We start from the raw sequence: 25,504 nt of genomic DNA, 5'->3' as shown, positions 1-25,504 counted from the left end.
GCGCCGACCTTGACCATGAGCAGTTGACCGACGCCGGGGTGGCGCAGGCGCTGTTCGGCAACACCGCGCGAGACGCGCTCGCCCTGGCAGACGACATCGGAGAGGGTAATGTGCTGATCCACCTCGACACGTACTTCTCCTGGGCCGTGGTCGCGCCGGGCCTCCCCAATGGCCTGGCCGGCTGGCGCAACCTGTGGTCCGGCGGGGAGGATCTCGCCCGCCACGCGCGCGGGTTCATCGCCCATCAGCTCGCGACGAACGGACGGCCCTCATGACCCGGCCCACGGAAGCCCCACCGACGCTGGACGATCTCCTGGCGCGGGCCGCAGCGCTCGTCCGGCCGGGCCACCGCGCGGTCCTCGGCATCACCGGCAGCCCCGGCGCGGGCAAGACGACGCTCGCCGAACACCTGGTCCGACGGCTCAACGGCGACGGGCCCCCATGGGTCGCGCATGTGCCGATGGACGGCTTCCACCTCGCGGACGCCGAGCTGGACCGCCTGGGCCGCCGCGACCGCAAGGGCGCCCCGGACACCTTCGACGCCGCGGGCTACGCCGCGCTGCTGCGCCGCCTGCGCCAGGGGGAGGACGACATCGTCTACGCGCCGGGTTTCGAGCGCACCCTGGAACAGCCGATCGCGGGCGCCATCGCCATACCCCGCACCGCCCGGCTGATCGTCACCGAGGGCAACTATCTGCTGCTGGAGCAGGGCGCCTGGGCCCGCGTACGGCCTCAGCTGGACGAGGTCTGGTACTGCGAGCTGGACGAGGAGGAGCGCGTACGCCGTCTCCTGACCCGTCACGAGCAGTTCGGCAAGGACCACGAAACGGCGGTGACCTGGGTACTCGGCGCGGACCAGCGCAATGCCGACCTCATCGCACGGACTCGCGACCGCGCCGACCTGATCGTTCCCGCGACAGCGCTCCCGGCCCCGGATGCCCCGCCGGGCCGGCAGGGCATCCGCGTCAGTCTCAGCGGGCGCGGGACCACACCCTGAAGTCGCTGATCGTGAAGTGGCTGGTGACCGTGCGCAGGGCGAACCAGCCATCGGTGTACGGAGCCGGGTCGCGGTGGTCGAAGATCAGCCGGCCGTCGCTCCAGTACTGGTTCCGGCCGCCGTCGGAGACGAGCCGGACCCGGTACGGGTGGTTCGCGACCAGCAGCGGCTCGGTGCGGTCGAACAGCAACGGCCGGTTTCCCGGCTCCCCCACGTACCGGCGCATGCGGGTGGTCGTGTTGCTGTTCCCGCCGAAGCCGACGTAGTACGTCCTCAGATGGTCGTACTCCTCGAACAGCCCGCCTCGGGCAGTGGCGAAGAGGTCGCCGGGAGAGCGGCTGTCCCGGGCGTTCCAGAAGGCGTTGAGGTCGCTGACGCGGTCGTTGGCGCCGCCCGCCGACACCGCCGTGGCGGTGTATGTGATCTCGTAAGGGCCCGTCAGCGGCTGTTTGAACCACACCGTCGCACCGTCGGGCACATCGATGTCGAGCCGGCCGTTCTTCGCCTCGACGGTGCCGCCCTTGGCGAGTTCGGCGAACCACCGCCGCGTACCGTGCCGGAAGTCGTCCCCGGCGATCAGCCTCCGCCGCGCGGTATGTGGCTGGGCGGAGGCCGTGGGCGCGAGGGCGACCGTGCTTCCGACCGCGCTTCCGGTCGCCAACAAGGCGGCCAGCACGGCGCGCCTTCCCAGTCGCCGGCCAGTGGTGGACCTCGTCATGGCAGCTTCCTCTTCCGTCCGGGTGCGCTCCGCTTCGACAACTGAACCGTTTCAAGATGCCATCCGGCCCGACATCCCGCCAGGGGCCGGAAGGGCGGATCTGCGCACCGGCCAGGGACCAAGGCTCCGCCAGAGCCATCGACATCCGTACCGGCAAGCTGGTGGCCGCGTACCAGCCGGCCGCCACCACGGCCATTTCATCAACAACGTCTCCTGCTGCGGGACCGCGCGTGGTTGGGTCGTCATCGACGGCGAGCGGCTGCCCGCCGGCCATACGCCCGGCGGCGGCAGCATCCCGCGCCCCGAGCGTGGCGCGATCCACCAGGAGGCGTCCCACGGTCCGTACGGCTACTACTGCGAGGGCCGCAACAACAACGTCTTCTCCCGGCTCACCACCCACGACAACTACGAGTCGGGCTTCCAGCTCCAGGGCGCGCGGCTGCGGAACAACGTCGACGACGGCTACGACGCGGCGCCGGCTGTGAACCAACCGGCGCACCGGCCGGACTGACGGAAAACACCGAAGGGGCTGCTGTCCACCGGACGCGGGCTACCCCTCGGTGACACTCAGCCAGGACGCGACCATTTCGGCGATCGGCTGGTCCGTCTGCAACTCCACGAAACCGAACTGGCCGCCCTGGTTGCACTCCAGGAACCACCACGTGCCTTCGGAGTCCTCCGCGAAGTCGAAGGCCCCATAGGCGAGTCCGGCGAGATTCTTGTACGTGGCGACGGCCCGCGCGATGCGGGCGGGCACCTCCACGGGCTGCCAGCTGTGCCCCGTGTCCCCGAACCGTCCGTCCACCTGCCCCGGCTCCGACACCTTCCGCGCGGCGAACCACTCGTCCCCCACACTGGTCAGCCGGATATCGGCGGCTTTGGCGATATAGCGCTGCAACAAGGTCGGCCCGGCGGCGACACCGCCGAAGTCCGCGTCCGGCGGCACCAGTGTGGTGGGCAGCGCCATCGGCGGATCGCTGGGTACCTTGCCCGAGACCGACTTCACCACCACCTGCCGGTACTGCTCCGCGAACTGCCGCGCGACCTGCGGATGGGTGGTGATGACCGTGGCAGGCACCGGGAAACCGCTCCGGTGCGCCAGGCGAAGCTGCCACGGCTTGTTACGCGCCTTCGCCGCCGCGCCGGGGTCGTTCATCCAGCGTGCCGTCGTGCAGTCCAGCATGCCGTACAGCGCCTGACCGCTCTCGGCGGTGAGCCACTCGGACGGCTCGTCGGCGTGCGCCGCGGGCTCGCTGGGCCTGCGTATCCATATCGAACGCAGACCGTCCATGCTCACCACACGCCCGCCCACCGACAGATAGCCGCGGAACTCACCCCGCACATACTCGGCCGACAGTCCCCCCTCACCAGGCAGGTCACCGGGGTCGAAGCGCACCAGCGGAACGCCTCGTTCATGCAGCCGAGCCACCACCATGTCCGCGGTCACGTCCTGCTCGGACGTCAGGACCAGCACCGTCATCGCGTACGGCCAGTCAGTCGTCGAAGTGCGTGGCGGAACCCGCCGTCGAGGTGGTGGTGCCGGCTGCCGCCAGCAACACCCGGTCCATGATGGCGGGCCGCCCATCGGGCAGAACATTCAGCTGAAGAATCGGGTCATACGCATACTGGTCGATCACCGGCGTCAGCTCAGCCGGACGTGCGTAGTCCCACGCGAACGGTCGCATGTTTGTCTCCCTCCCTACGGAGCTTCTTGCCGCCCCGCCCAATGCCACACATGTAACAGTACGTATAAACGTTGTAGCGGTTTCATCACCGAGAGTCATACCGCGAGGACCTGACCCAGAGAACCGCGGAACCGGCGAACAGGCTTGCACGCACGGCTCATTGACCTCTCCCTGTTACTGAGAAAGACGGCTTGGCAGGCCATTTCGGTGCATCGGCACGGAGGTGATCTGCGTCACCGCCCGGCAGGCACCTGCTCCCACAGTTCGGTGGAGCGAGAGTCGACCAGGGCGGCGATGCGGGTCAGGACCTCGGCGGCGGGCAGTGCGTCCAGGCGGCAGCCGTCGCGCAGCCGCAGAGCGACCTGGTCGTCGGCGGCTTCCCTGGCGCCGATCACCGCCTGGTACGGCACAAGCCGGGCGGCCCGGACGCGGGCGCCCAGGGTGCCGCCCTCCGGACCGGCGAGCTCCGCACGCAGCCCCCGGTCGACGGCCCGCCGCACGAGCGCGGCGGCCTGGGGCGCCTCGGCGTCGGAGACCGGCAGAACCACCAGCTGGGCCGGTGTGAGCCAGGCGGGGAAGGCACCGCCATGCTGCTCGATGAGGTGCGCGACGGCCCTCTCGACGCTGCCGATGATGCTGCGGTGGACCATGACCGGCCGGTGTCTGGCGCCGTCCAGGCCCACATAGCGCAGATCGAACCGCTCCGGCTGATGGAAGTCGACCTGGACGGTGGACAGGGTGGCCTCACGCCCGGCGGCGTCGGCGATCTGGACGTCGATCTTCGGACCGTAGAAGGCCGCCTCGCCCTCGGCGGTCTCGTACGGCAGACCGGAACCGTCGAGGACCTCGGTCAGCAGGGCGGCCGACCGCTGCCACATGGCCGGGTCGTCGACGTACTTCCCGCCCGGCCCCGGCAGGGACAGCCTGGGGGTCCCCCCACGCCCGCCAGGGCGTAGGGGGAGGGCCGGGCGGATGCCGAGATCCCGGTACGCCTGGCGGATCAGGTCCAGGGCCGCCCGCGCCTCGTCGGCGACCTGGTCCATGGTGCAAGAAGATGTGCGCGTCGTTCAGCTGGATCGCCCGTACGCGGGTGAGCCCGCCGAGCACTCCCGAGAGCTCGGAGCGGTACATGCCGCCCAGTTCCGCCATCCTGAGAGGCAGTTCGCGGTAGCTGTGGGCACGGGAGCGGTAGATCAACGCGTGGTGGGGGCACAGACTCGGCCGCAGCACGACCTGCTCCTCCCCGAGGTCCATCGGGGGGAACATGTCCTCGCTGTAGTGGGACCAGTGCCCGGAGATCTCGTACAGGTCCCTCTTGCCCAGCACCGGCGAGTACACGTGCTGGTAGCCCGCCCGGCGCTCGGCGGCGCGGATGTACTCCTCCAGGGTGTGCCGTACGACCGCGCCGTCGGGCAGCCAGTACGGCAGCCCAGCGCCCATCAGCGGGTCGGTGTCGAACAGGCCCAGCTCGCGGCCGAGCTTGCGGTGGTCGTACATCGTGGTCTCCTCGCGGAACAGGGAAGATGCTGAGGCGAGTGACCACACGGCGAAGCCCCGGGGCACTCGCCCCGGGGCTTCGGACAAAGACAACTGTCAGCGCGCCGGGACACTCTCCGGCGTCGTCGTCATGCTCATAGCAGCGCGCTTCATGCCGACAACCTAGCAGTCGCGGGCGACAGGCGCGGGTCGGTTATGCGGGCTCGACCGCCCGACCGGGGTCATCCGGGTCCGGGCTGGACACGGCCGCGCCAGGCTCCGGTTTCGCCGCCCCGGTGCTCGATGAACTCCTTGAAGCGGCGCATGTCGCCCTTGACGCGCCGGTCGATCAGCCCGGCCATATCGGCGGTCTTCTCGGCGACCCCGCCCGGCTCGACATCCATCACCAGCTCGACCCGCGTGTGCGTGTCGTCCACGCGCTCAAAGCGGACCAGGCCCTTCTGCTTGGACTCGCCGGACGTCGTACGCCAGGCGATCCGCTCGTCGGGAAGCTGGTCGACGATCTCCGTATCGAACTCCCTGCGTACTCCCGCGATCTTGGTGGTCCAGTGGTTGTGGCGGTCGTCGATCTGCCTGACCTCCTCCACCCCCTCCATGAATTTCGGGAACTCCTCGAACTGCGTCCACTGGTTGTACGCGGTGTGGAGGGGGACCTCGACCTCCACCGTCTCCTTCACCGTGCTCATCAGTGCGCCTCCTCATTCCGTGTTCCGTGAGCGCCGCGGGGGCGGGCGGTGTGCCTGCCTCCGTGCATCTCGACACGTCGCAGCGGGTACCCGCTGACCGCGCGCGGGAACATCCGGACGGCTTCCATTGTTCCCCTCGCGACGCACTATGGCCCGATATGCCCCCCCACCGATCCGGATAGCCATGCACCGTTCCCGAGCTCTTGCCCCCGCGCTCACGGGCGCGCTCATAGCCATGCTGGCCGGCTGCTCCCCCGCCGGAGCCGACGCGGCGCTCTCCTCGGCCGCGCCCTCGGCCACCCCGTCGGCCACGCCATCGGAGAGAGCGGCGGCGGCCGTCGAGCCCGCTCCCGCCACGCCCTCGGCCACGCCCCCTGCCGCTTCCTCACTCACCCCGTCCGCGCAGCCGGCGCCGCGCGAGAGCACCGCGCGCACCCTGACCGCCTCGCTGACCATCCCGGAGATCGGCCTCAAGAGCCTGCGTGTCGTCCCGTACGAGGGGACCACCGACGACTGGCCGGGGACCAGGATCCAGAACCGCGGCGTGGCCGCCAGCCCGTACGGCGAGCAGGGCGGCGTCGGCCCCGGCGAGATCGGGAACTACCTCGTCACGGCCCACCGCCTCTCCGCCGGAGGACCCCTGCGCGACCTCCCGTCCCTGGACAAGGGCGACTCGGTCTTCGTCACAGCGGGCGGCACGGTGTACGAGTACAGGATCACCGAGAGCAGGCAGACCTCCTTCCGCTCCGAGCGCTCACTCGCCGAGCAGCGGGCCGCCGTCCCGGGCTTCCCCGGCAAGGAGCCCACCCAGGCGATGATCACGATCTCCACGTGCGCGACGCCGGAGGACGACGCGGCGGGAAACTTCTGGCGCGACGACCGGGGCAACCCCGAGCACCGTATCGACAAGATCGGCGTACTGGTTTCCACCACATCGGGGTAAGGCGGTAGGGCCGTAAGACCCGACCGGCCGGCCTCCGCCGTCCGGCACCTGTGGGACAACACCATCGCGCAGGCCCTCGTGAACGCCGATACCGCCCGGAGCGTTCAACACTCTCAAGACCGCGCTGGGCACACACCGCTCGGTGATCCGCGCCGCGATGCTCAAGATCACCCGACAGGGTGTCGCCGACAAGCTCCGCGAGGAGGCCGCCGAGGGCCGCACCGTTGACGAGACCCGTGCCGCGGCGAAGCCCGGCACCGCGGACAACGTCGGTGCCTGCCGCCAGGAGGGTCGACTCCAGCCACTACCGGAGTCGACCCTGCCCTGGAGGGTCCTTGGCTACGCGTCTGCCGCGCTCAGTGCGGCGGACGGCTCTTCCTGCGCGGTATTTCCCTTGATCGCGCTGTAGTAGACGGAGTTCTGCTGCTTGGTGCGCTCACTCTGGTTCTTGGCGACCGACGCCTCGAGAGCGTTGCGCACGAGCGTGACGTTCAGCGTGCGCTCCGGGTGCGCCTTCTCCAGCTCCTTGGTGACTTCGGCTGCCGACCGCGGCTCCTGGTGCTCGGCGAGCAGCGCGACGACGAGCTCACGCAGCGGAGGCCCGGCGCTCTTGGACTTCGCGACCGCCTTCGGCTTCGCGTCCGCCTTCGGCTCTGCCGCCTTCTTGGGGCGCTTGGCCTTGTCGGCCACCGCGCTCGCGCGCCGTGCCTTGGGAACCGCCGCCGTCTTGGCCGCCTTCGTTGCCTTGGCGGGCTTCACCGGGGCGCCGCCCAGGGCCTCTTGGACGCCCGTCAGCAGTTCCTGGTCCTTCTGCAGCGTCTCAAGCCTGCTCTGCAGCGCGGCGGCCTCGGACTTGATGCGCTCTTGTTCCGTCGCGTTCTGTTCCAGGTCGGCAGCGACCTGGTTCGCGTACTGGGCTTTCAGGTTCGGATTGTCTTCAGGCACAACAGCTCACTTTCCTCGTAGCACTGTTGGTGCCGGATGCTACCCGTACTGACCATGTTTCATAGAACGATGAAGCACCAGGTCAGTCTGACACCAGGGCCGGCGATCTCCGCATGGTGTCTCGCCGGCCCCCGGACCAACCCCAGATCAGAGGCCGTGGCGCCGGTCGCCGAGCACACGTTCGCATACCTCCCGCTCCATCTGCGGGGAGAAGATGTCGCGTCGCGCGGCCACGGCCAGGCGGGTTTCCTCGCCGATCAGATCGGCGTTGACGGCCCCGCCCGCACGCACACCAGCGGCTGCGGCGCTGACGACTATGTCGGTCAGGCTGGTGACATTACCTGCCACCCACACGCCCGGAACCGCGGTGGCTCCGCTCCCATCGGCGGCGATATAACTGCCCATGACCTGCCCGAACATCTCCAGCTCCGTCGTCTCAAGCCCCAGTCCGGCGAGGAACCCGTCGGCGCGGACGGTGGCGCGCGAGGCAACCACCAGGGCCTGGCAGACAATCACCTTGTCATCCGAGCGACGCACGCCGGTGAGCCGTCCGTCGGTCACCTCCAGGCCGGTCACCTCACCCTCCACCACACTGATGGAACGGGCGGCCAACTGTTCGTACTCCTCGTCGGTGGGCTTGGGCCCGGTGTGCAGGAACAGAGTGATGTGGCTGCTCCACTGCCGCCACATCAGCGCCTGGTGCACACTCGCCGGTCCTGTGCCCAGGATGCCGATCGCCTGGTCGCGGACCTCCCAGCCGTGGCAGTACGGGCACTGCAGTACGTCCCGTCCCCACAGCTCCGCCACCCCCGGCACATCGGGCAGTTCGTCGACCAGGCCGGTGGTCACCAGGAGCCGGCGGGCCCGGACCGCCGTCCCGTCCTCGCATACGACACGGAACCCCCCGTCGCCCGCCGGCCGCTCCGCCGATACGACTCTGCCGTGCACGATCTCGACGCCGTAGCCGGTCACCTCGCGGCGGCCTTCGGCCAGCAGTTCCAGCGGGGGTATGCCGTCGCGGGTCAGATAGTTGTGGGCGTGCGCGGCCGGAGCGTTGCGCGGTGTGCCCGCGTCGATCACCAGCACCGAGCGGCGCGCCCTGGCCAGGGCCAGCGCCCCGCTCAGTCCGGCCGCGCCACCACCGACCACCACGACGTCGTAGGGCCGCTCCTCACTCGTAGGAGTGCCGGTCACCGTCTGCTCTGTCTTCAGGGTCATATCACTGCCTCCATTCACAGGGATGGTCGGCCGACGCCCGAAGAATTGACAAACATTCTTGCCAAGGCAGCAAATAGATATATGGCTGACAACACTGAGGACGACCGCGCTGAAGACAGGGACGACCTGGCGAACGTGCTGTCCGCGGTAGGTCCGCGGCTGCGGGGAATGCGCCGGGAACGCGGAACCACCCTGGCCCAGTTGAGCGAGACCACCGGGATCTCGCTCTCCACGCTCTCGCGCCTGGAGTCCGGGCAGCGCAAGCCGACGCTGGAGCTCCTGCTGCCCCTGGCCAAGGCCCACGGCGTGCAACTGGACGAGCTGGTCGGCGCGCCGGCGACCGGTGACCCGCGCATCCACGCGCGCCCGTTCACCCGGCACGGCCAGATCTTTGTGCCACTCACCCGCAACCTCGGTGGCCTGCACGCCTTCAAGCAGATCATGCCCGTCGGCCAGGTTGACGGCCCACGGCCGGAGCAGCGGGTGCACGAGGGTTACGAGTGGCTGTACGTGCTGTCCGGGCGGCTGCGTCTCGCCCTGGGCGAGCACGACCTCGTCCTCACCGCCGGCGAAGCCGCCGAGTTCGACACCCGTACACCGCACGGATTCGCCAACGCCGGGACGCAGCCTGTCGAGTTCCTCAGCATCTTCGGACCGCAGGGCGAGCGGCTGCATGTGCGCGCCCGCCCCTCCGCCGCCACCACATAGCGATCGCGGCCCGCACCGTGTACTGGTCAAGTCAGGAGCCCTGGGCCATACTCGCCATCCATGCGGGTGGCAGTGATGACGGCAGGTTCGCGGGGTGACGTAGCGCCCTACACCGGACTCGGGCACGGCCTGGCGCGAGCCGGGCATCAGGTCACCCTCGTCACCCACGCCTGCTTCGCGCCCCTGGCCGAGGCCGCGGGCATCCACTTCCACGCGCTGCCCGTCGACCCGCGGTCGGAACTGGAGTCCGCGCCGGGGCGGGACCTGCACCGCAGCACCACCGGCGCCGGGAAACTGGCCCGCGTCATCGCCATGGCCCGGAACGTGATCGGAGAACTGACCGACGACATGGTGGCCGCCGCCCAGGCGAGCGATGTGCTGCTGCTGTCCGCCACGCTGGGGGCGCTCGGGCACACCATCGCGGCGGGGCTGGGGCTGCCGAGCATGGGCGTCCACCTCGTCCCGATCGCCGCCACCGGCGAGTTCGCGCCGCCTCTCACCGGAGCGCGCTCGTGGGGACGGCCGGGCAACCGGCTCGCCGCGCATGCGGTGAACTCCGCCGTGGACCGGATCTTCGCCGACACCGACCATGCCCTGCGCACCCGCTTCGGCCTGCCGCGCACCGGGACGCGCGCCGCCCGCCGCGCCCGCGAACAGCAGGACTGGCCCGTCTTCCACGGCTTCAGCGAGCTGGTGCTGCCCCGGCCGCGCGACTGGCGGCCCGGGTTACGCGTCGCGGGCTACTGGTGGCCCCACGACCCTCCCTCGGCCCGGCTCTCACCCGCGCTGGACGATTTCCTGGCCGCCGGACCGCCGCCGGTCTTCGTCGGACTGGGCAGCGCCGTCGTACCGGACCCGGCGCGTGTCAGCGAGACGGTGGTACGCGCGCTGCGTACGGCCGGTCTGCGGGGCGTGATCCAGTGCGGGTGGAGCGGGCTGCGCGCCGACGGCGAGGACATGTTCAGCGTCGGCGAGGTGCCGCACAGCGCGCTGTTCCCCAGGACGGCGGCGGTGGTCCACCACGCGGGCGCGGGCACCACGGCCGCCGCCCTGCGCGCCGGAGTTCCCGCCGTGCCTGTCCCCGTCCAGTTCGACGAGGCGTTCTGGGCGGCCCGGCTGGCGGCGCTCGGTGTCTCTCCCGGCGCTGTTCCGCTGCGCCGTCTGTCCGCGGGCGCGCTCACCACGGCCCTGGTCCGGGCCACCACGCAGCCCGCGTACGGGCAGCGGGCGCGTGCGCTGGCCGCCCGGCTGCGCGCGGAGGACGGGGTACGGCCGGTGCTGGCGGCCGTGGACGAGCTCGCCGGCGGTCGGCGTCCGGCTGCATGAAACCCGCCGCGACGAAGGCCCCGGCCTCGGGGGCCGGGCACCGCGCCGCGACGGGCTCCGTCCGCTTGTCAGGCTGTGTGCAGCCGCAGACCGTACCGGTTGAGGATTTCGTTGATCGGCTGGTGCCATGTCTGGCCGCCTGAGGCGCAGTTGCCCGAGCCGCCGGAGGTCACACCTTGTGCCTGGTCGCCGCTGATGAAGGAGCCACCCGAGTCACCGGGCTCGGCGCAGACGCTCGTCTTCGTCATCTGGCGGACCGCGCCCTGGCTGTAATTGACGGTTTCGTTCTTGGCCAGCACATTGCCGCAGTGCCAGTGCGTCGTGGAGCCGGATCGGCACACCGAGGCGCCGATGGGGGCCTCGGCAGAGCCCTTGACCAGCCGGTCGGGAATGGTGCCCCAGCCGAGGACGACAGGGACGGTCCACCAGCCGCTGCCGACATTCACCCAGGCGTAGTCGTTGTCGGGGAAGGACGACCCCTGGAACGTACCGATGGCGGAACCGTCCCAGCCACGGACGGCCGCGCCCGCCCGGCCGCAGTGGCCGGCCGTGACGAAGCCGCCGTGCACGGAGAAGCCGATGGAGCACCGGACGTTGCCGGTGTAGTACGGGTCCCCGCCCACGGTCCCGGCGGCGAAGGTCTTCGGCGCCTCGGTGGTCTCCGTGACCTGGACCGGGCCGGTCTGGCGGGCACGGGCGAGGAAGGCTTCGACATCGTTGTCGCGACGCTCGGAGGCGACGACGCTCACCACGACCCGGTTGGCTTTCGGGTCGACGTGCCAGCTGCTGACACCCGCCGGGGCGTCAAGCGCGTCGATCTTGTTCTTGGCCGCGTCGAGCTGTTGCGCGCTGTACGTGACCAGCCGCACCGACGCACCTGTCGCGCGTACGGCGTCGGCGTTCTGGCCGCTGGTGAGGGCGACGGTCAGCGTGCCGCCGGCCGCGTCGAACCAGGCACCTCCGAAGGCCGGTCCGGCGGCGCGGCGCGCCTTTCCTTCGACGGCGGTGGCCGCCTTCTCGGCCACCAGGCGCGCCTGCGCCTGGCTCTCCGTCAGGCCGAGGTCCCTCTGCATGGCGGCCAGCAGGCCGTCGGAGACTTGCGATGAGGGCGTGGGGGCGGGGGTGGGGGCCGCGGTTGCGGCAGCGGCCGGGGCGAGTCCGACGGCCGCCCAGGAGCCGACGAGGAGGAGTGCGGACAAGCCGGTGCGTACGCAATTCGTGCGTCTCAAGGCGTTGACCCTTCAATCGTTCCAGTGTTCCAGCTTCGTGTGGGGGTGGAACAGCACGGAATGTGAGAGCGCTCTCAGAACGTGCCCGGGTGGAGGCTAGCCCGAGCGGGCCGTCAGGTCCATACCAATGACCCATGCTTGTACGGAGGTTGGCCTGTTTTCGCGAACTCAGCCCTTGTGTACGGGCTTCAGCTCCACCAGTTCCTCACCGTCGCAGTAGCTGACCGTCCCGCCGCCCTTCCGCGGCCCGAAAGCCGGGCAGTCGGACTCGTCCTCCCACAGCACATCCTCACCGCGGCCGAAGAAAACCAGGCGGCGGCCGTCCTGCCAGAAGCCCTCGTCCAGGGCCCGCGCACCGGGGCCGAGTTCCTTGGGTCGGACCGGACGGTCGGCGTACGTGTCCAGGTGGCGGTCGGGGCGGCCGGGCACGCGGACGATCTCTTCCATGGAGCCGTTGATGCCCCTGTTGTCGGGTGTCAGGGCATCCCGGGCAGTCCGGGCTCCGGCTGCACCCGCAGCGAGTTCAGGGTGAAGGCCAGCAGATGGTAGTGGCCCACCAGCACCGGCAGCTCGATCAGCTGGCGCTCCGTCAGATGCCCGGCCAGCGCCTCCCAGGTCGGCTCGCTGATCCGGGCCGCCGCGTGCAACTCGTCCGCCGCCCGCAGCAGCAGTGCCTGCCGTTCCGTCCAGCCCGGGGCGCCGGGCCCCGCCGTCACCCGCTCCATGTCGTCGGGCGACAGCCCCGCCCGCGCGGCAATCCTGACGTGCTGGCCCCACTCGTACGGCGAACCGCAGTTGCGCGCCACCCGCAGAATCAGCAGCTCACGGTCCGCGAAAGGCAGTTCACCCGCGAGCAGCAGCTGACTGCTGAACGGCAGCCAGGCGGCGAACAGGTCCGGATGCCGGGCCAGTGTGGCGAACAGGTGCGCCTCGCCGAGCGAGGAGACGCCCAGTCCGAGCGAGCTGATATCGGCGGACAAGGTCTCCCGAACGGACTCCGCCCATGCCTCGGCGGGCTGCGGAGGGATCCGGGGAGTGGCTGCGGCAGACAGAGGTCGCTCGGACACGCGGACACGGTACGCCAGGCGCCCGTCGAAGAGAATGACCGTACGTCTATCGTGGGCAGGATGACCGAGACCTGGAACCCGACCGACGCCGGTATCCTGCGGCTTCCCTCCGGACGCCTGGTCCGGGGCAGGGGCCTGCGCCGACCGCTGCCGGCGGGCGCGACGCCCACGTACGGTGTCTATCTGCTCGGCAAGCAGCCTCCCGAGGTCCCCTGGGAATCCCACTGGCTGCGCTGGCCCGACTTCCGGTTGCCCAGCGACCGTACAGAGGCCCGGAAAATCCTCGGCGACGCCTGGGAGCGGGCGGCGGCCATGGAGCGCGTGGAGGTCGCCTGCGGCGGAGGCCGCGGCCGGACCGGAACGGCGCTGGCCTGCCTTGCCGTTCTCGACGGAGTGGAGCCGGGCCAGGCGGTGGACTTCGTGCGCCGGCACTACGACAAACACGCCGTCGAGACCCCCTGGCAGCGGCGGTACGTCGGCCGCTTCCCCGCCTGACGGCGACACAGCACCGTACGCCCGTACACCCCGCTACCACCCCACTACCGCCCCACTACTACGCCGCTACTCCTGCGATCTGCTGCGCGGCGGCGAGTTCGCGCACCACGGCCATATCGCTGAACACCACCAGCTGTTCGCCGACCGTCTGGTACGGCTCGCTGCCCCTCCCCGCGATCAGTACGATGTCGTCCGGCTCGGCGACGGACAGCGCGAGGCCGATGGCCCGCCGCCGGTCGGCGCACCGTTCGAAGCGCGCGCCCGCCGCCACCAGACCGGGGGCGATGTCGTCCAGGATGGCTTCGGGATCTTCGTTGCGCGGGTTGTCGGAGGTCAGAATGACCAGGTCGGACCGGGTCCCGGCGATCTCGCCCATCCGTGCCCGCTTGGTCGTGTCACGGTCGCCTCCGCAGCCGAAGACGGTGATGACCCGGCCGGTGGCGAAGTCCCCGATGGCGGCGAGCACCTTGTCGAGGGAGTCGGGCGAGTGCGCGTAGTCCACGATCACGGAGGTTCCGTTGGGGGCCTGGAAGCGTTCGAGGCGGCCCGGGACGGGAGGCATCCGGTCGAGCGCGGCGACCAGCCCCGCGAGGTCGTGCCCCAGCAGGTGGCAGGCCGCCACGGTGGCCAGCGCGTTGGACACCGAGAACCGCCCGGGGACGGGAATCGCGGCCGGGTACTTGAGTCCGTCGTGGTGGAGGGTGAAGCGCGTGCCGAAGGCGTCCATGTCGAGATCGTCCGCCCGGTAGTCGGCCTCGGAGTCCAGGCCGTACGTGGTGACGGCGCCGGGCATCAGCGCCGGGATCGTGGCCCCCACCGGGTCGTCCGCGTTGACCACCGCGCGACGGCACAGCCCCTGGAACAGGCGCAGCTTGGCGTCGCGGTAGCTGTCCATGGTGCCGTGGTCGTCCAGGTGGTCCTGGGTGAGGTTGGTGAAGACGCCGACGTCGATGAAGGCGTGGTCCACCCGGTGGTTCAGCAGGCCCATCGAGGTGGCCTCCAGCACCACCGTGCCCACCTCCCCGTCGCGCATGTGGCCCAGGAGGTACTGGAAGTCCGGCGACTCGGGTGTGGTCAGGACCGACCTCGGCATGGGGATCAGCTCGTCGCCGATCCGGCTGCCGGCCGTCCCGATGACGCCCACGCGTGTGCCCTCCGCGATCCGCAGCAGGGATTCGACCATGTACGACACCGAGGTCTTCCCGTTGGTGCCGGTCACGGCCACCATGTCCATCGCCCTTCCCGGCTCGCCGTAGTAGCGGGAGGTGATCACCGAGGCGGCCCTGCGCGTGTCCGGCACCCGTACGACACACACGTCGACGCCCGGGACCAGTACCGCGGCGGGGAGGGGATCGGGCACCGCGGCGTCGACGAGGACCGCCACCGCGCCGCGGGCGAGGGCCGAGGCGATGGCCTCGGGGCCGCCCTCGCGGTGACCGGGCACCGCGATGAACAGTGAACCCGGCAAGACGCGGTGCACATCGAAACACGCTGCCCCGGTGATCCTCACCTCCGGATCGCCGATGAGTACCTCGTGGTCGTGCCCGGCCAACAGCTCGCTGAATTTCACGGGGGTCCTCTCAGGGTGCGGGCCGGACGGTCGTCCGGTAGCCGCGAGTGGGGCGTCGTCAACGGCACGCCGGGGCGTGGCGCGGTGTCCCCGAAACCGGAGGGAGGGGGAACACCAGGAGAGGGGGGAGCCGGGCTGGAGCCGGCGTGGCATGACTGGCCGTACGTCGTGGTGCGTGCGTGCGTCGCGTGCGTACGTGCGTGGCTAGCCGTGGCCGTGCAGCGGCCTGCAGCGGCCCTGGGGCGCGGTGAGGCACAGCGCGTGAGCGTGACGGGGCCCTGCCGGGCACTCCGTCACCGCATGTGTGCAACTCATGAATCGAGTGTACGTCTCACAGGGCGCCCCGGATCCCGCCGCGACCCGCCCTGATCGTGCCCTGATCCCGCGCGGTCCCCTGCTGCTCCCGCCCTGATCAACCGCCCAGCAGCGTCTCCGCGGTCCCGGCCCCCTCGGGCAGTGCGTTGAGTGCCGCCACGAGCTTTTTCTCCTCGTAGAAGAAGTGCGACTCCAGCAGGGCGGCCAGGCCGTCCAGCTCGAACCGTACGCGTGCGGCGTCGGCGGGTCCCGCGTCCTGCGGCGACCCGGCGAGCAGCTCCTCCAGGGCGCGCAGGATCCCGGCCACGATGTGGTGGTCCCGCCCCAACTCGTCCAGTACCGGGCGTAGTTCGGGATGCAGCTCGGCGAGGGCGGGGAACGCCCCGGCGTCCTCACCTGTGTGGTGCCTGCTCACAGCCGAGCAGAAGGCCAAGCAGTGCGCCCGCAGTCCGCCCGGCCGCTCTCCGTGGCCGTTGCCGTGGCCGTTGCCGTGGCCGTTGCCGTTGCCGTTGCCGTCCAGCCGGGCGTCGGTGTCCTCGCGGAGCCGCGCCAGCTCCTCGCGGAGCGAGAGGTGAATGTCGATCAGTTGGTTGCCGATGGCCGTGAGGCGGCCGGTCGGCTCGATGGGTGTGTCCATGGCTGTCCCATGATGCGGCGCCTCCATGCCCACGGCGGTCTCTCTGCCGGGTGCACTGCGACGCTGACCCGGGATTCGATCATCCTTCGGGCGTGCCGTCAACCGGCTTGACCGGCGCCGGCGCCGGTGCCGCGGCCGGATCCAGGATGCGCATCAGGAAGTTCCTGGTCCGCTCGTGCTGCGGATCGCCCACGACCTGGGCCGCGGGCCCCTCCTCGACGATCACTCCCCCGTCCATGAAGACCACCCGGTCGGCGACCTCCCGGGCGAAGCTCATCTCGTGCGTGACGACCATCATCGTCATGCCCTCCGCGGCCAGCAGCCGCATCACTGACAGCACATCGCCCACCAGCTCCGGGTCGAGCGCCGAGGTCGGCTCGTCGAAGAGCATCACCTCCGGGCCCATCACGAGCGCCCTCGCGATCGCCACGCGCTGCTGCTGGCCGCCCGACAGCTGCGCCGGATAAGCGTCAGCCTTGTCCGAGAGACCGACGCGCTCCAGCGTCTCCAGCGCCACGGCCGCCGCCCGCGCCTTGTCCCGGCGCAGCACCCGCCGCTGGGGCAGGGTGAGGTTGTCGACCACGTTCAGATGCGGGAACAGGTTGAACTGCTGGAAGACCATGCCGATCCGGCGGCGTACCGCGTCGATGTCCACATCGAGGTCGGTGACTTCCGTACCGCCGACGAAGACCTGGCCCGCGGTGGGCTCCTCCAGCAGGTTCACACACCGCAGCAGCGTTGACTTGCCCGATCCGGAGGGCCCGATGACGCACACCACCTCGCCGCGGGCGATGTCCAGGTCGATGCCCCGCAGGACCTGGTTGTCCCCGAACGACTTGTGCAGACCCCGGATCTCGATCTCCGGACGGTCCGTGCCCATGCTGTCCACCGTCTCTGTCTTCGTCTTCCCTGGCATCTCTGGCATCTCGCCTCACCTGGCCTTCGCGGTGCGTGCTTCGAGGCGGCGCACCACGAGGCTCAGCGGGACGGTCACCAGGAGGTAGCACAGCCCGGCGACCAGGATCGGCGTCGAGTTGGCGGTCTGGCTGGCCAGGTCCCTGCCGAACTTGGTCAGTTCCCGCTCCTCCAGCGTGACACCGAGGAACAGGACCAGCGAGGAGTCCTTGAACAGCAGGACGAGCTCGTTGGTGAGCGGGGGGATGACGATACGGAAGGCCTGCGGGATGATCACCGACACCATGGCGCGGGCGTGTGAGAAGCCCAGCGAACGGGCCGCCTCCATCTGTCCCTTGGGCACGGCCTGGATGCCCGCCCTGATCGTCTCCGCCATATAGGCGGCGGCGACCAGACCGAGACCGAGCGCGACCTTGCCGTACGTACCGCCGGGAATCTGGGTGCCGGGGAACGCCAGCGGCACCGCCACACCCACAAAGATGAAGATCAGCAGGGCGGGCAGGCCGCGGAAGAACTCGATGTAGACCGTCGCGACCCACCGGTAGGGGGCGACCGACGACAGCCGCATCAGCGCGATGATCAGGCCGAGCACCAGACCGAAGGCAAAGCCGGAGAGCGTGTACACCACCGTGTTGCGCAGGGCGGTGGTGATGATCTCCGGGAAAAGCTGCTGGGCGAGATCCTTCTGCGCGAACTGGTTCTGCAGCCGGTCCCAGTCGGCGACCAGGCCGATCGCCACTATCGCGGCGCCGAACACCGCGTACTGAACGGCCTGCGAGACGCGCCGGCGCTGCCGCCTGGTCAGCCGAGACGTCACGACTGGGCCTGGGGCAGCGGGCCGATCCACTGCTCGTACAGCTTCTTGTACGTGCCGTCCGCGCGAGCGTCCTTGATCGCCTTGTTGATCGCGGCGAGCAGCTTGGTGTTGCCCTTCTTCACCGAGAAACCGTACTGCTCACCGGTCTCGATGTTCTGGCCGAGCGCGAACTCCGCGGCGTTCTTCTTGTCCTTCAGCCAGCCCTGTACGACCGGGTAGTCAATGATCACGGCGTCGACCTGGCCGGTGCGCAGCCCGTTGATCACGGCGTCCGAGCTCTCGAACGCCACCGGGTCGAAGCCCTGGCCCGTGGCGTAGCTCTCGCCGGTGGTCTCCGCCTGCGCGCCGAGCTTCTTCTTCTTGGACTTGACGTCCGCCAGGGACGTCACTCCGCTCTTCTTCGTCGCCAGCAGCGCCTGCGTGGCGTCGAAGTACGGGACGGAGAAGTCCACATTCTTCTTGCGCTCGTCGGTGATCGTCATACCGGCCGCGGCCAGGTCGCATTCGCCGGAGTTGAGGAAGGCGCCGGTCTTGAAGTTCTCGAACGGTGTGTCGAGAATCTTCTGCTCTACGTCGAGGTTCTTGGCCACCAGATCCACCAGCGCCACGTCGAAGCCGACAACCTTTCCGCTCTGTTCGAACTGGAAGGGCGGGTAGGGCAGGTGGGTGCAGGTGGTCAGCTTGCCCTTCGACACCACGGGCACACCGCCCGCCGCTTCGCCGCCGTCGTCCGAGGAGGCACAGCCCGCGGCAAGGAACATTCCCGCCGCCACAGCCGCAGCGGTGGCGATGCGGGCTCGGCTGCCTGCGCGGTGGCTGCGGTGTCCGCTTGCCGTCCTGAACACGGTGTGACCTCCATGGTTGTACGAGAGCAGACAACCGACATTACGCGACTGCCCGTCCGAGATCGTAAGGCACCTGGCCCCTCGGGTGACGAAGCCGTCCGTCAGCTGACCGTCAGAGGACTGGAATGATCAGTTCGGGGCGGTCCCACATCACGACGGGCGGGTTCGCGCTGACGGTGCCGATCCGGCGCGCGCCCACGCTGAGGTAGAAGCCCTCGGCGGGCGGATGGGAGACGACGCGCACCTCGGAGAGCCCGGCGCCGCGCGCCTCGCCGGTCATGTGTTCGATGAGTCGGCGGCCGATGCCGAGGCCCTGTGCGGCGTCGGCGACGAACAGCAGGTCCAGTTCCGGCGGGGACAGGATGAGGGCGTAGCAGCCGAGCAGCCTGTCGTCCTCGTCGGCGGCCAGGAAGACCCGGTGGGTCTCGATGTAGTCGGGCCCCACCCGGTATCCGGCGATCGCTGAGGCGTACGGGCCCTCGTAGGCGCGGGAGTTCCGCACCAGCCTGGTGAGCCGCTTCGCGTCCCGGGCCGTGGCCCGCCGGATGTGCGCTTGTGTCATATGCGAACCCATGGAGAGAGTATTACCCCTGCCGCGCTCTCAGCAGTCTGCGGCAGCCGTGGCTCAGGCGTCGTCGTGTCGCAGGCGATCCAGACGTACGCGTCCGCCGCGTCGCCGAGCAGCCCCGGCAGCGCGCTCTTCACCTCGGCGACCAGGCGGGCGCCGGCGTCGCGGCGGGGAACGGCGTGCAGGTCGTGGTGCGCGGCGTCCAGCCGTAGCGGCAGCGCACTCCAGGCAGGCCGTCGAGGAGGGAATTGACGGCCGGGAACGAGGCCGGGTCGCCGAGGACGAAGAGCCGCCCCGGCAGCGGGTCGGGTGCGGCGAAGCCGGCGCCCTGGAGGGTCGCGTCGATGGAGTGGCCCGGCTTGACCTTGCGCGCCCACTGGGTCGCGCAGCCGTCGTGCAGCCGTCGTGCAGGACGAACTCCAGGGGGAAGGCCCCGGCCGCCGGGGCGCGGGTCCACCAGCGTGTAGGCACGCTGATGCGGTTTGCCGTCGTTGTCGATGACGCCTTCGGACCCGGTCACGGTGAAGGTGAAGTCCTTGCCGCGCAACAGTTTGAGGACGACGCCCTCCCAGCCATGGCCCATCACGCGCTCCTCCCACAGCCCGCGATCACTGTGACATCGTCGCACCGGCCGACAGCAGTTTCTCCGCCAGCGCGCGACAACGCCTCCCTAGTTCCGGAGGGTCGAGTACCTCGAAGTCGTGCCCCAGCAGGAGCACGTGCATGAGCACGGCGTCGAGGCTGCCGGCGCCGCTGAGCACCTCGCAGAGCGCGCTCCCTCGCTCTCGTACGACGGCCGCCGACGCCGGAATCTGCACGCGCACCGTGTCGGCCGACGCGTGCACGAGGAAGCGCGCCTGGTGCGGGTAGACCCGACTCGCCACACCCTCCTGCACGTACGTCGCCGCGTCGGGCGCCGCGCGCGGGCGGAAGCGCCAGGTCCGTGCGGACACATCGGTCATCCGGTCGACGCGGAAACTGCGCCAGTCGTCGCGATCGAGGTCGTAGGCGAGGAGGTACCAGCGCCGGTCGGAGGCGACCTGGGGGCACTCCCCCTGGCTTCGCCGGGGGCACCCCCACCCGGACGAAGTCTGGGGGAGGGTAGGCGAAGCCGGCCTCGACCTCGTCGCGGCAGGCTCTGGCCAGCGTCATGAGTATCTCGGGGTCGACCGGCGTGCGGCCTGTACCGAAGAACTCCACCGAGCCGGAGAGCGCGCACACCTCGTGCCGCAGCCGGACGGGCAGCACCTGGTCAAGCTTGGTCAGCGCCCTGAGCGCGGCGTCGCCGGCGCCGACGACCGCGCCACCCGCGCCGGCGAGCAGAGAGACCGCGGTGGCGATCGCCTCCTCGTCGTCGAGAAGCAGCGGCGGCAGGTCCTGCCCCGGGCCGAGCTGGTAGCCGCCGCCGACACCCTGGCCGGCATGTACGGGATAGCCGAGCGTGCGCAGCCGCTCGACATCACGCCGTACCGTGCGCGGCGTGACGCCGAGCCGGTCGGCGAGCTCGGGGCCTGTCCAGACCTGGCGCTGCTGCAGCAGCCCGAGCAGGGTGAGCACCCGCTCCGTCGTACTCCGCTGGTCACCGCTTGCCACGTCCATGTCGCCCACCCTGCCAGGAATAGCGGACCGATCCTGTCCGCCAGGGGTGTCAGGGTGGCTCCATGGAGCAGACGAACTCGACTGGAACCAGGAACGGAGCAACCCGATGAGCCGCCACATCCAGGTCACCTTCGACGCCCACGACCCGCGGGCGCTGTCGTCCTTCTGGCGCGACGTACTGGACTACGTCCACCCCGGCCCGCCCGGAGTCGACCTGCCCGAGGACGCCGACCCGCTGGCCGCGTGGGACGACTTCCTCGCGCGGGTCGGCGTACCGGAGGAGGAGCGCAACACAAGATCGGCCATCGAGGACCCGGACGGGCACGGCCCGCGGCTGTTCTTCCAGCAGGTGCCGGAGGACAAGGTCGCCAAGAACCGCGTCCACCTCGACGTCCGTGCGGCCCCTGGACTGCGGGGAGAGGAACGGATGGCGGCGCTGGAGGCAGAGTGTGACCGGCTCGTCGCGCTGGGAGCGACGCGGGTACGTCGCCACGAGCCCGCTCCCCCGATGAGCGGCGGCTTCATCGTGATGACCGACCCCGAGGGCAACGAGTTCTGCCTGGACTGACGCGGCTCAGCGCTGAGCCGTACGTACGTAAGACTTTCGTCACCGGGCTCGACGTGGCCAATGGGTCCGCACTCCCGTTGGATGGGGACCGATGCGGTTCCGTCAGGAACCGGCGAAGGTCAGGAGAGACAGTGACACGCGTACGTAAGGGACTGGGCAGGCCTTGGGGTGTGGCAGTACTGGCCGTCGGGCTGGCCGTGGTCGGCGTGGGGCTGTACTGGTTCCAGCCGTGGAAGATCTGGGTGGACGAGACCGTGAGCGACGAGCTCCCCACGGCCGTCGCCGCACCCCAGCCGGAGGCTGCGGCTGAGAACGAGCCCGCGGCCGAGCCGGCGGCGGGACAGACGACGCCCCCCGCGCCCTCGGGGCCCAGCACGCTGGCAGCCGGTGAGCTGATCACCCATGAGCACAAGACGACCGGCTCGGTGAAGGTCCTGCGGCTGGCCGACGGGACGCGCACCCTCCGGCTGGAGAACCTCGACACCAGCAACGGCCCCGACCTGCGGGTGTGGATCACCGACGCCCCGGTGAAGGAGGGCAAGGCGGGCTGGGGCGTCTTCGACGACGGGAAGTACGTCAGCCTGGGCAAGCTCAAGGGAAACAAGGGCGACCAGAACTACAGCCTGCCCGCCGACCTCGACCTGGGGCAGTACACCAGCGTCAGCATCTGGTGCGACCGCTTCAACGTCTCGTTCGGCGCTGCCGCCCTCGGCAAGTCCGCTGCCTGACGCATCGCGCACGGATCAACGGATCAGGTCGGGCACGGGGGACGATGCGAACACATGACGTACCTCCAATTTCTTGAGGCTGTGGCCGACTTGCCGCATGCTCTCTCCACGGGTTACGACCGTGCGGACGAGCGGAACTCATCGGCCGCCGGGGCGAGCCGGTCGCCCGGGCGGCCCGTGGCATATGGCAGAGTCAACTCCGTATCGAGTGTTGCCAAACGCCTTACGAGCCCTCGCTCGCTGTGCAACAGTCGTAACCGGTCCGCTCTTTGGACCTGGCCGTGGCCGCGCCTGTATCGGAGTACGACATGCCGTCCCATGTGTTCGCGGACCGACCCGCGCCGCAGCCGCCCGAGCGCGGCACCGTCGATGCGCTGATCTCCCGGACGCGAAAACTGCGCGGCGATGTGGACGCCGTACGCCGGGACGCCGTGGTGGACGACGACGACCCGCAGGGCCGGTGGCAGCGGGCCCTCTGCAATCTGGCAGTCCATCAACTCGATGACCTCGACGCGCACTTGGGGCAGCTCAAGGAAGGCCTGACGGCAGAGCCGACCCAGCCGGTCGAATCCGCAGAAGCCCCGGAATCCACGGAGTCGACGGAGTCCGCGGAATCCAAGGAATCCGCCGGGAGCGAGCTCGCCGAACACGCGGCGGACCACGCCCGGAGCAGCGGTTCGCTGCTCAGCCGGGTCGGCACCGCCGAGTGGAATCTGCTCACCGACGAGGTGAGCTGGTCCGAGGAGCTGTACCAGATCCTCGGGCGCTCGCCGCAGAGCGTCCCCATGTCCCTGGACGAGTTCCCATCCATGGTGTTTCCGGACGACCAGGCACTGCTCACCGCGCTGGTGACCGACTGTCTGGTCGACGGCCGGCCCATCGACGGCGAGTTCCGCATGATCCGCTCGGACGACAATCGGGTCCGTACGGTGCACATGATGGGCGAGCCCGTGCTCGACGCCGATGGCTCCACCGCCGCCATGTGGGCCGTCCTCCGGGACGTCAGCGAACTGCGCCGCAGCCAGCGGGCAGTTCATGAGTCGAGTGACTCGCTGCGCCGCCGCGAGCACTTCGCCCGGACCGAGCGGCGGCTCGCCGTCGAGTTCCAGGAGGCCGTACTGCCGCCGTGGCGCGGTTCCTTGCGGTTCCCGCAGAGCGGACCCACCGCGCTGGATGTCTTCGCGCACTATCTGCCGTCCACGAACAGCGCGCTGATCGGCGGCGACTGGTACGACGCGCTCCAACTGCCCAGTGGCGAGTGTCTGTTGAGCGTCGGTGACCTCACCGGGCACGGCGTGACCGCGACGTCTTCGATGGCGATGCTGCTGGGTGCCCTGCGCGGAATGGCCGTGGCGGGGATCCGGCCCGGCGCTCTGATGACGCATCTCAACCAGCTGCTGGACAGCTCCGTACAGCCCGCTCTGGGCAGCGCGGTGTGCTGCCGCTACGACCCGGCGAGCCGGACCCTGCAGTGGGCGCAGGCAGGACACCCCGCCCCGCTGCTGTTCCGCAACGGGACGGGGCAGGCGCTCACGCCGCCCGATGGGGTGCTCCTCGGAGCGACCCGGGGAGCCGCGTACGAGCAGGCCGAATTACGGCTGCTCCCCGGCGATCTGCTGGTGCTGCACACCGACGGGCTGACGCGTCCGAACGGTGCCCACGATCCCGACGCGGACCGGGTGGACCGGCTGCTCGCGCTGGCACCGAGGTTCGCCGACGCCCGGGACGCGCAGGAATGCGTACGCACGGTCGTCGAGGAATTCGGTGTGAACGACCGCGCGGACGACGCCTGTGTGATGGTCGCAAGGATCGGCGCGTAGAAGAACGCGTAAAGGTACGCGTAGAAGGAATAGGCAGGAGAAGGAGCAGGCGTGCGCCGGGGCGTCAGATCTCGGCGCTCCTCAGCCTCGCGGACGGCCCGGCGGGCATGACCAGCTGGATTTCCTCGCGCAGATCCTTGATCTTCGGGTATCCCGCGTACTGCCCGGTCAGCCGGTACATCTCACGCAGCCTGTCCCACGTCCGGTGCGAAGAGGTCTCCGCCATCGAGACGAGGGCCAGCCGCGCGTAGCGATCGGCCTGTTCGGGGTCGTCGGCGATGAAGCATGCCGAGGCCATGGAGATGTAGTCGAAGATCCTGGAGCGCTGACGGGCGTCCGTCTCGCGCAGCCGCAGCGCCTGTTTGGCATGCTTCTGCGCGGTGTTCGCGGCGGCCGGTTCATGCTCGGCAAGGGTGCGGTACGCCAGTGCCGACATGCCGTGCATGTCCGCCTCGTCGAACATCTGCATCCAGCTGGGCGGCGGCACATCGCTCTTGTCGGCGACGAACAGCTCCTCGGCCTCGCCGAGGGTGCGGCGCATGGCCTGGCCGTGCCCCATGGAGGCCTGTGCCCAGGCCTCCACGGTGTGCAGCATCGCCTGGGTGCGCGGCAGGATCTGCTCCCCCGAGCCGGACTTGGCGAGCTTCATCAGGTCCAGGGCGTCGTCGGGACGTCCGAGGTGGATCATCTGGCGGGCGGCCCTGGAGAGCGCTTCGCCCGCGCGCGGGCGGTCGTCGCCCTCGCGTGCCGCGTGCGCGGCGATGACGAAGTACTTCTGAGCGGTGGGTTCGAGGCCGACGTCGTGCGACATCCAGCCGGCGAGTACGGCGAGGTTGGCGGCGACGCCCCACAGGCGCCGCTGGAGATGGTCGGGGTGATGGTAGGCGAGCATGCCGCCCACTTCGTTGAGCTGCCCCACAACAGCCTTGCGCTGGAGCCCACCGCCACGGTTGGCGTCCCAGGCGCGGAACACTTCGACGGAACGCTCCAGTGCCTCGATCTCCTGCGACCCGATGGGGGCGGCCTCATAGCGGCCGAACCCCGCGGGGTCGGCGTGCAGGGGATCGTGGATACGGGGAGCGTCCGCCGCGAGTGCGGGGTCGGTGTGCAGCCAGTCGTGCATGGCGCTGGTGAGTGCGGAGCCTGCGGCAAGCGCGGCGCCCGCGCCCACCAAGCCGCGTCGATTGAGCATGAGGTCCATTCCCGTGAATTCGGTGAGGACCGCCGCCGTCTGTTCGGACGCCCACGGAAGGCCGTCAGGGTTGTCTCCACCCTGGACGTCCCGCCGTTTACCCGCTCGCCCGCTCCGTACGAACCCGAGGTCCTCAATGGTCACGACACGACCGAGCCGCTCGGTGAACAGAGCTGCCAGCACTCGTGGCACGGGATCGCGCGGGGTCTCCCCCACGTCGATCCACCGCCGTACCCGCGAGGTGTCGGTCGCCAGTTGCGGGTGGCCCAGGGCCGCCGCCTTCCGGTTCACGAGTCTCGCAAGTTCCCCCTTGGACCAGCCGGCCAGGCCGAACAGGTCGCAGAGGCGGGTGTTGGGTTCTCCGGTCACGTCAAGCCCCCAGGGTCTCGGCTGAGTTGACAGTAACGCCCTGTCAG

Annotated in this window: 26 protein-coding genes and 3 pseudogenes; 10 read left to right on the top strand and 19 right to left on the bottom strand. The window is 70.0% G+C overall.

The window, feature by feature from the left end; all coding sequences use genetic code 11:
• The first annotated feature begins 23 nt into the window (after nt 1-23).
• Together ACIHCQ_RS30985 and ACIHCQ_RS30980 are read left to right on the top strand one after the other, a co-directional pair.
• A complete protein-coding gene (locus ACIHCQ_RS30985) occupies nt 24-275 on the top strand; it encodes a hypothetical protein (RefSeq protein WP_399669593.1) in 252 nt (83 codons plus the stop codon).
• The gene (locus ACIHCQ_RS30980; protein WP_399669590.1) at nt 272-997 is read left to right on the top strand and encodes a nucleoside/nucleotide kinase family protein; all 726 of its coding nucleotides are present in this window, start codon (nt 272-274) and stop codon (nt 995-997) included. The genes ACIHCQ_RS30985 and ACIHCQ_RS30980 overlap by 4 nt, the downstream gene beginning before the upstream one ends.
• Here the strand turns inward: ACIHCQ_RS30980 and ACIHCQ_RS30975 are convergent.
• The gene (locus tag ACIHCQ_RS30975; RefSeq protein ID WP_399669587.1) at nt 972-1,715 is read right to left on the bottom strand and encodes a DUF6250 domain-containing protein; all 744 of its coding nucleotides are present in this window, start codon (nt 1,713-1,715) and stop codon (nt 972-974) included. The two genes, ACIHCQ_RS30980 and ACIHCQ_RS30975, sit on opposite strands and share 26 nt — an antisense overlap.
• Between ACIHCQ_RS30975 and ACIHCQ_RS30970 the strand changes: the two genes are divergently transcribed.
• Entirely contained in the window at nt 1,714-2,226 is a 513-nt protein-coding gene (locus tag ACIHCQ_RS30970; protein ID WP_399669583.1) for a hypothetical protein, read from the top strand. The two genes, ACIHCQ_RS30975 and ACIHCQ_RS30970, sit on opposite strands and share 2 nt — an antisense overlap.
• Nucleotides 2,227-2,265: 39 nt before the next feature.
• On the opposite strand, the gene tgmB is transcribed toward ACIHCQ_RS30970, so the two are convergent.
• From tgmB to ACIHCQ_RS30950, 4 genes and pseudogenes are all read right to left on the bottom strand, one after another.
• A complete protein-coding gene (gene tgmB / locus ACIHCQ_RS30965; RefSeq protein ID WP_399669580.1) occupies nt 2,266-3,195 on the bottom strand; it encodes an ATP-grasp ribosomal peptide maturase in 930 nt (309 codons plus the stop codon).
• A gap of 13 nt (nt 3,196-3,208) precedes the next feature.
• A complete protein-coding gene (gene tgmA / locus ACIHCQ_RS30960; protein WP_399669578.1) occupies nt 3,209-3,400 on the bottom strand; it encodes a putative ATP-grasp-modified RiPP in 192 nt (63 codons plus the stop codon).
• A 233-nt stretch (nt 3,401-3,633) separates the two neighbouring features.
• Nucleotides 3,634-4,897 (bottom strand): annotated as a pseudogene (gene thrS, locus ACIHCQ_RS30955) (threonine--tRNA ligase).
• A 221-nt stretch (nt 4,898-5,118) separates the two neighbouring features.
• Nucleotides 5,119-5,583 (bottom strand): SRPBCC family protein, encoded by a 465-nt coding sequence (locus ACIHCQ_RS30950; RefSeq protein WP_399669575.1) that lies wholly within the window; start codon nt 5,581-5,583, stop codon nt 5,119-5,121.
• Nucleotides 5,584-5,767: 184 nt separating this feature from the next.
• Between ACIHCQ_RS30950 and ACIHCQ_RS30945 the strand changes: the two genes are divergently transcribed.
• Nucleotides 5,768-6,526 (top strand): class E sortase, encoded by a 759-nt coding sequence (locus tag ACIHCQ_RS30945; protein WP_399669572.1) that lies wholly within the window; start codon nt 5,768-5,770, stop codon nt 6,524-6,526.
• A 339-nt stretch (nt 6,527-6,865) separates the two neighbouring features.
• Here ACIHCQ_RS30945 and ACIHCQ_RS30940 read toward each other — a convergent pair whose 3' ends face one another.
• Entirely contained in the window at nt 6,866-7,471 is a 606-nt protein-coding gene (locus tag ACIHCQ_RS30940) for a hypothetical protein (RefSeq protein WP_399669569.1), read from the bottom strand.
• Between the two features lie 147 nt (nt 7,472-7,618).
• Entirely contained in the window at nt 7,619-8,689 is a 1,071-nt protein-coding gene (locus ACIHCQ_RS30935) for an NAD(P)/FAD-dependent oxidoreductase (protein ID WP_399669567.1), read from the bottom strand.
• Nucleotides 8,690-8,770: 81 nt separating this feature from the next.
• On the opposite strand from ACIHCQ_RS30935, the gene ACIHCQ_RS30930 reads away from it, so the two are divergent.
• Both ACIHCQ_RS30930 and ACIHCQ_RS30925 read left to right on the top strand, forming a co-directional pair.
• Nucleotides 8,771-9,397 carry a helix-turn-helix domain-containing protein gene (locus ACIHCQ_RS30930; RefSeq protein ID WP_399669565.1) on the top strand — a complete coding sequence of 209 codons (627 nt, stop codon included), beginning with the start codon at nt 8,771-8,773 and terminating at the stop codon, nt 9,395-9,397.
• A gap of 60 nt (nt 9,398-9,457) precedes the next feature.
• Nucleotides 9,458-10,723 carry a glycosyltransferase gene (locus ACIHCQ_RS30925; protein WP_399669562.1) on the top strand — a complete coding sequence of 422 codons (1,266 nt, stop codon included), beginning with the start codon at nt 9,458-9,460 and terminating at the stop codon, nt 10,721-10,723.
• Between the two features lie 68 nt (nt 10,724-10,791).
• Here ACIHCQ_RS30925 and ACIHCQ_RS30920 read toward each other — a convergent pair whose 3' ends face one another.
• The 3 genes from ACIHCQ_RS30920 to ACIHCQ_RS30910 all read right to left on the bottom strand — a co-directional run bounded on the left by ACIHCQ_RS30920 (nt 10,792) and on the right by ACIHCQ_RS30910 (nt 13,019).
• On the bottom strand, nt 10,792-11,952 hold the full coding sequence (locus ACIHCQ_RS30920) for a S1 family peptidase (protein ID WP_399669559.1): 1,161 nt from the start codon (nt 11,950-11,952) through the stop codon (nt 10,792-10,794).
• Between the two features lie 168 nt (nt 11,953-12,120).
• Complete coding sequence (locus ACIHCQ_RS30915) at nt 12,121-12,399, bottom strand: hypothetical protein (protein ID WP_399669558.1); 279 nt, start codon at nt 12,397-12,399, stop codon at nt 12,121-12,123.
• 29 nt (nt 12,400-12,428) lie between these two features.
• Nucleotides 12,429-13,019: a carboxymuconolactone decarboxylase family protein gene (locus ACIHCQ_RS30910; RefSeq protein ID WP_399669555.1), complete on the bottom strand. Its 591-nt coding sequence runs from the start codon at nt 13,017-13,019 to the stop codon at nt 12,429-12,431.
• A gap of 60 nt (nt 13,020-13,079) precedes the next feature.
• On the opposite strand from ACIHCQ_RS30910, the gene ACIHCQ_RS30905 reads away from it, so the two are divergent.
• Nucleotides 13,080-13,514, top strand: a complete 435-nt coding sequence (locus ACIHCQ_RS30905) for a protein-tyrosine phosphatase family protein (protein ID WP_399669552.1) — start codon at nt 13,080-13,082, stop codon at nt 13,512-13,514.
• Nucleotides 13,515-13,572: 58 nt separating this feature from the next.
• Here ACIHCQ_RS30905 and ACIHCQ_RS30900 read toward each other — a convergent pair whose 3' ends face one another.
• The 8 genes and pseudogenes from ACIHCQ_RS30900 to ACIHCQ_RS30865 form a co-directional block, all read right to left on the bottom strand.
• On the bottom strand, nt 13,573-15,084 hold the full coding sequence (locus ACIHCQ_RS30900) for a UDP-N-acetylmuramoyl-L-alanyl-D-glutamate--2,6-diaminopimelate ligase (RefSeq protein WP_399669549.1): 1,512 nt from the start codon (nt 15,082-15,084) through the stop codon (nt 13,573-13,575).
• A 412-nt stretch (nt 15,085-15,496) separates the two neighbouring features.
• Entirely contained in the window at nt 15,497-16,036 is a 540-nt protein-coding gene (locus tag ACIHCQ_RS30895; protein ID WP_399669546.1) for a hemerythrin domain-containing protein, read from the bottom strand.
• Between the two features lie 79 nt (nt 16,037-16,115).
• Nucleotides 16,116-16,952 carry an amino acid ABC transporter ATP-binding protein gene (locus tag ACIHCQ_RS30890; protein WP_399669686.1) on the bottom strand — a complete coding sequence of 279 codons (837 nt, stop codon included), beginning with the start codon at nt 16,950-16,952 and terminating at the stop codon, nt 16,116-16,118.
• A 15-nt stretch (nt 16,953-16,967) separates the two neighbouring features.
• Nucleotides 16,968-17,768, bottom strand: a complete 801-nt coding sequence (locus ACIHCQ_RS30885) for an amino acid ABC transporter permease (protein WP_399669543.1) — start codon at nt 17,766-17,768, stop codon at nt 16,968-16,970.
• Nucleotides 17,765-18,529, bottom strand: a complete 765-nt coding sequence (locus tag ACIHCQ_RS30880) for an ABC transporter substrate-binding protein (RefSeq protein WP_399669682.1) — start codon at nt 18,527-18,529, stop codon at nt 17,765-17,767. Before ACIHCQ_RS30880 ends, ACIHCQ_RS30885 begins: the two co-directional genes overlap by 4 nt.
• A 196-nt stretch (nt 18,530-18,725) precedes the next feature.
• Complete coding sequence (locus ACIHCQ_RS30875) at nt 18,726-19,187, bottom strand: GNAT family N-acetyltransferase (RefSeq protein ID WP_399669539.1); 462 nt, start codon at nt 19,185-19,187, stop codon at nt 18,726-18,728.
• Nucleotides 19,188-19,243: 56 nt separating this feature from the next.
• Nucleotides 19,244-19,764: pseudogene (locus ACIHCQ_RS30870) on the bottom strand (siderophore-interacting protein); the annotation flags it as partial.
• Between the two features lie 25 nt (nt 19,765-19,789).
• Nucleotides 19,790-20,780: pseudogene (locus tag ACIHCQ_RS30865) on the bottom strand (helix-turn-helix transcriptional regulator).
• A 106-nt stretch (nt 20,781-20,886) separates the two neighbouring features.
• On the opposite strand from ACIHCQ_RS30865, the gene ACIHCQ_RS30860 reads away from it, so the two are divergent.
• From ACIHCQ_RS30860 to ACIHCQ_RS30850, 3 genes are all read left to right on the top strand, one after another.
• Complete coding sequence (locus ACIHCQ_RS30860; protein WP_399669536.1) at nt 20,887-21,348, top strand: VOC family protein; 462 nt, start codon at nt 20,887-20,889, stop codon at nt 21,346-21,348.
• A 131-nt stretch (nt 21,349-21,479) separates the two neighbouring features.
• Nucleotides 21,480-22,076, top strand: a complete 597-nt coding sequence (locus ACIHCQ_RS30855; RefSeq protein ID WP_399669533.1) for a DM13 domain-containing protein — start codon at nt 21,480-21,482, stop codon at nt 22,074-22,076.
• A gap of 308 nt (nt 22,077-22,384) precedes the next feature.
• Entirely contained in the window at nt 22,385-23,896 is a 1,512-nt protein-coding gene (locus tag ACIHCQ_RS30850) for a PP2C family protein-serine/threonine phosphatase (protein ID WP_399669679.1), read from the top strand.
• Between the two features lie 64 nt (nt 23,897-23,960).
• On the opposite strand, the gene ACIHCQ_RS30845 is transcribed toward ACIHCQ_RS30850, so the two are convergent.
• Nucleotides 23,961-25,457, bottom strand: coding sequence for a hypothetical protein (locus tag ACIHCQ_RS30845; protein ID WP_399669530.1), 1,497 nt, complete (start codon nt 25,455-25,457; stop codon nt 23,961-23,963).
• Nucleotides 25,458-25,504: the final 47 nt, after the last annotated feature.

Origin of the sequence: Streptomyces sp. NPDC052236, assembly GCF_044548015.1 — a bacterium.
Lineage (GTDB): Bacteria > Actinomycetota > Actinomycetes > Streptomycetales > Streptomycetaceae > Streptomyces.
The sequence above is the reverse complement of the archived record's forward strand: the minus strand, read 5'-3'. Positions and strand labels throughout refer to the sequence as shown.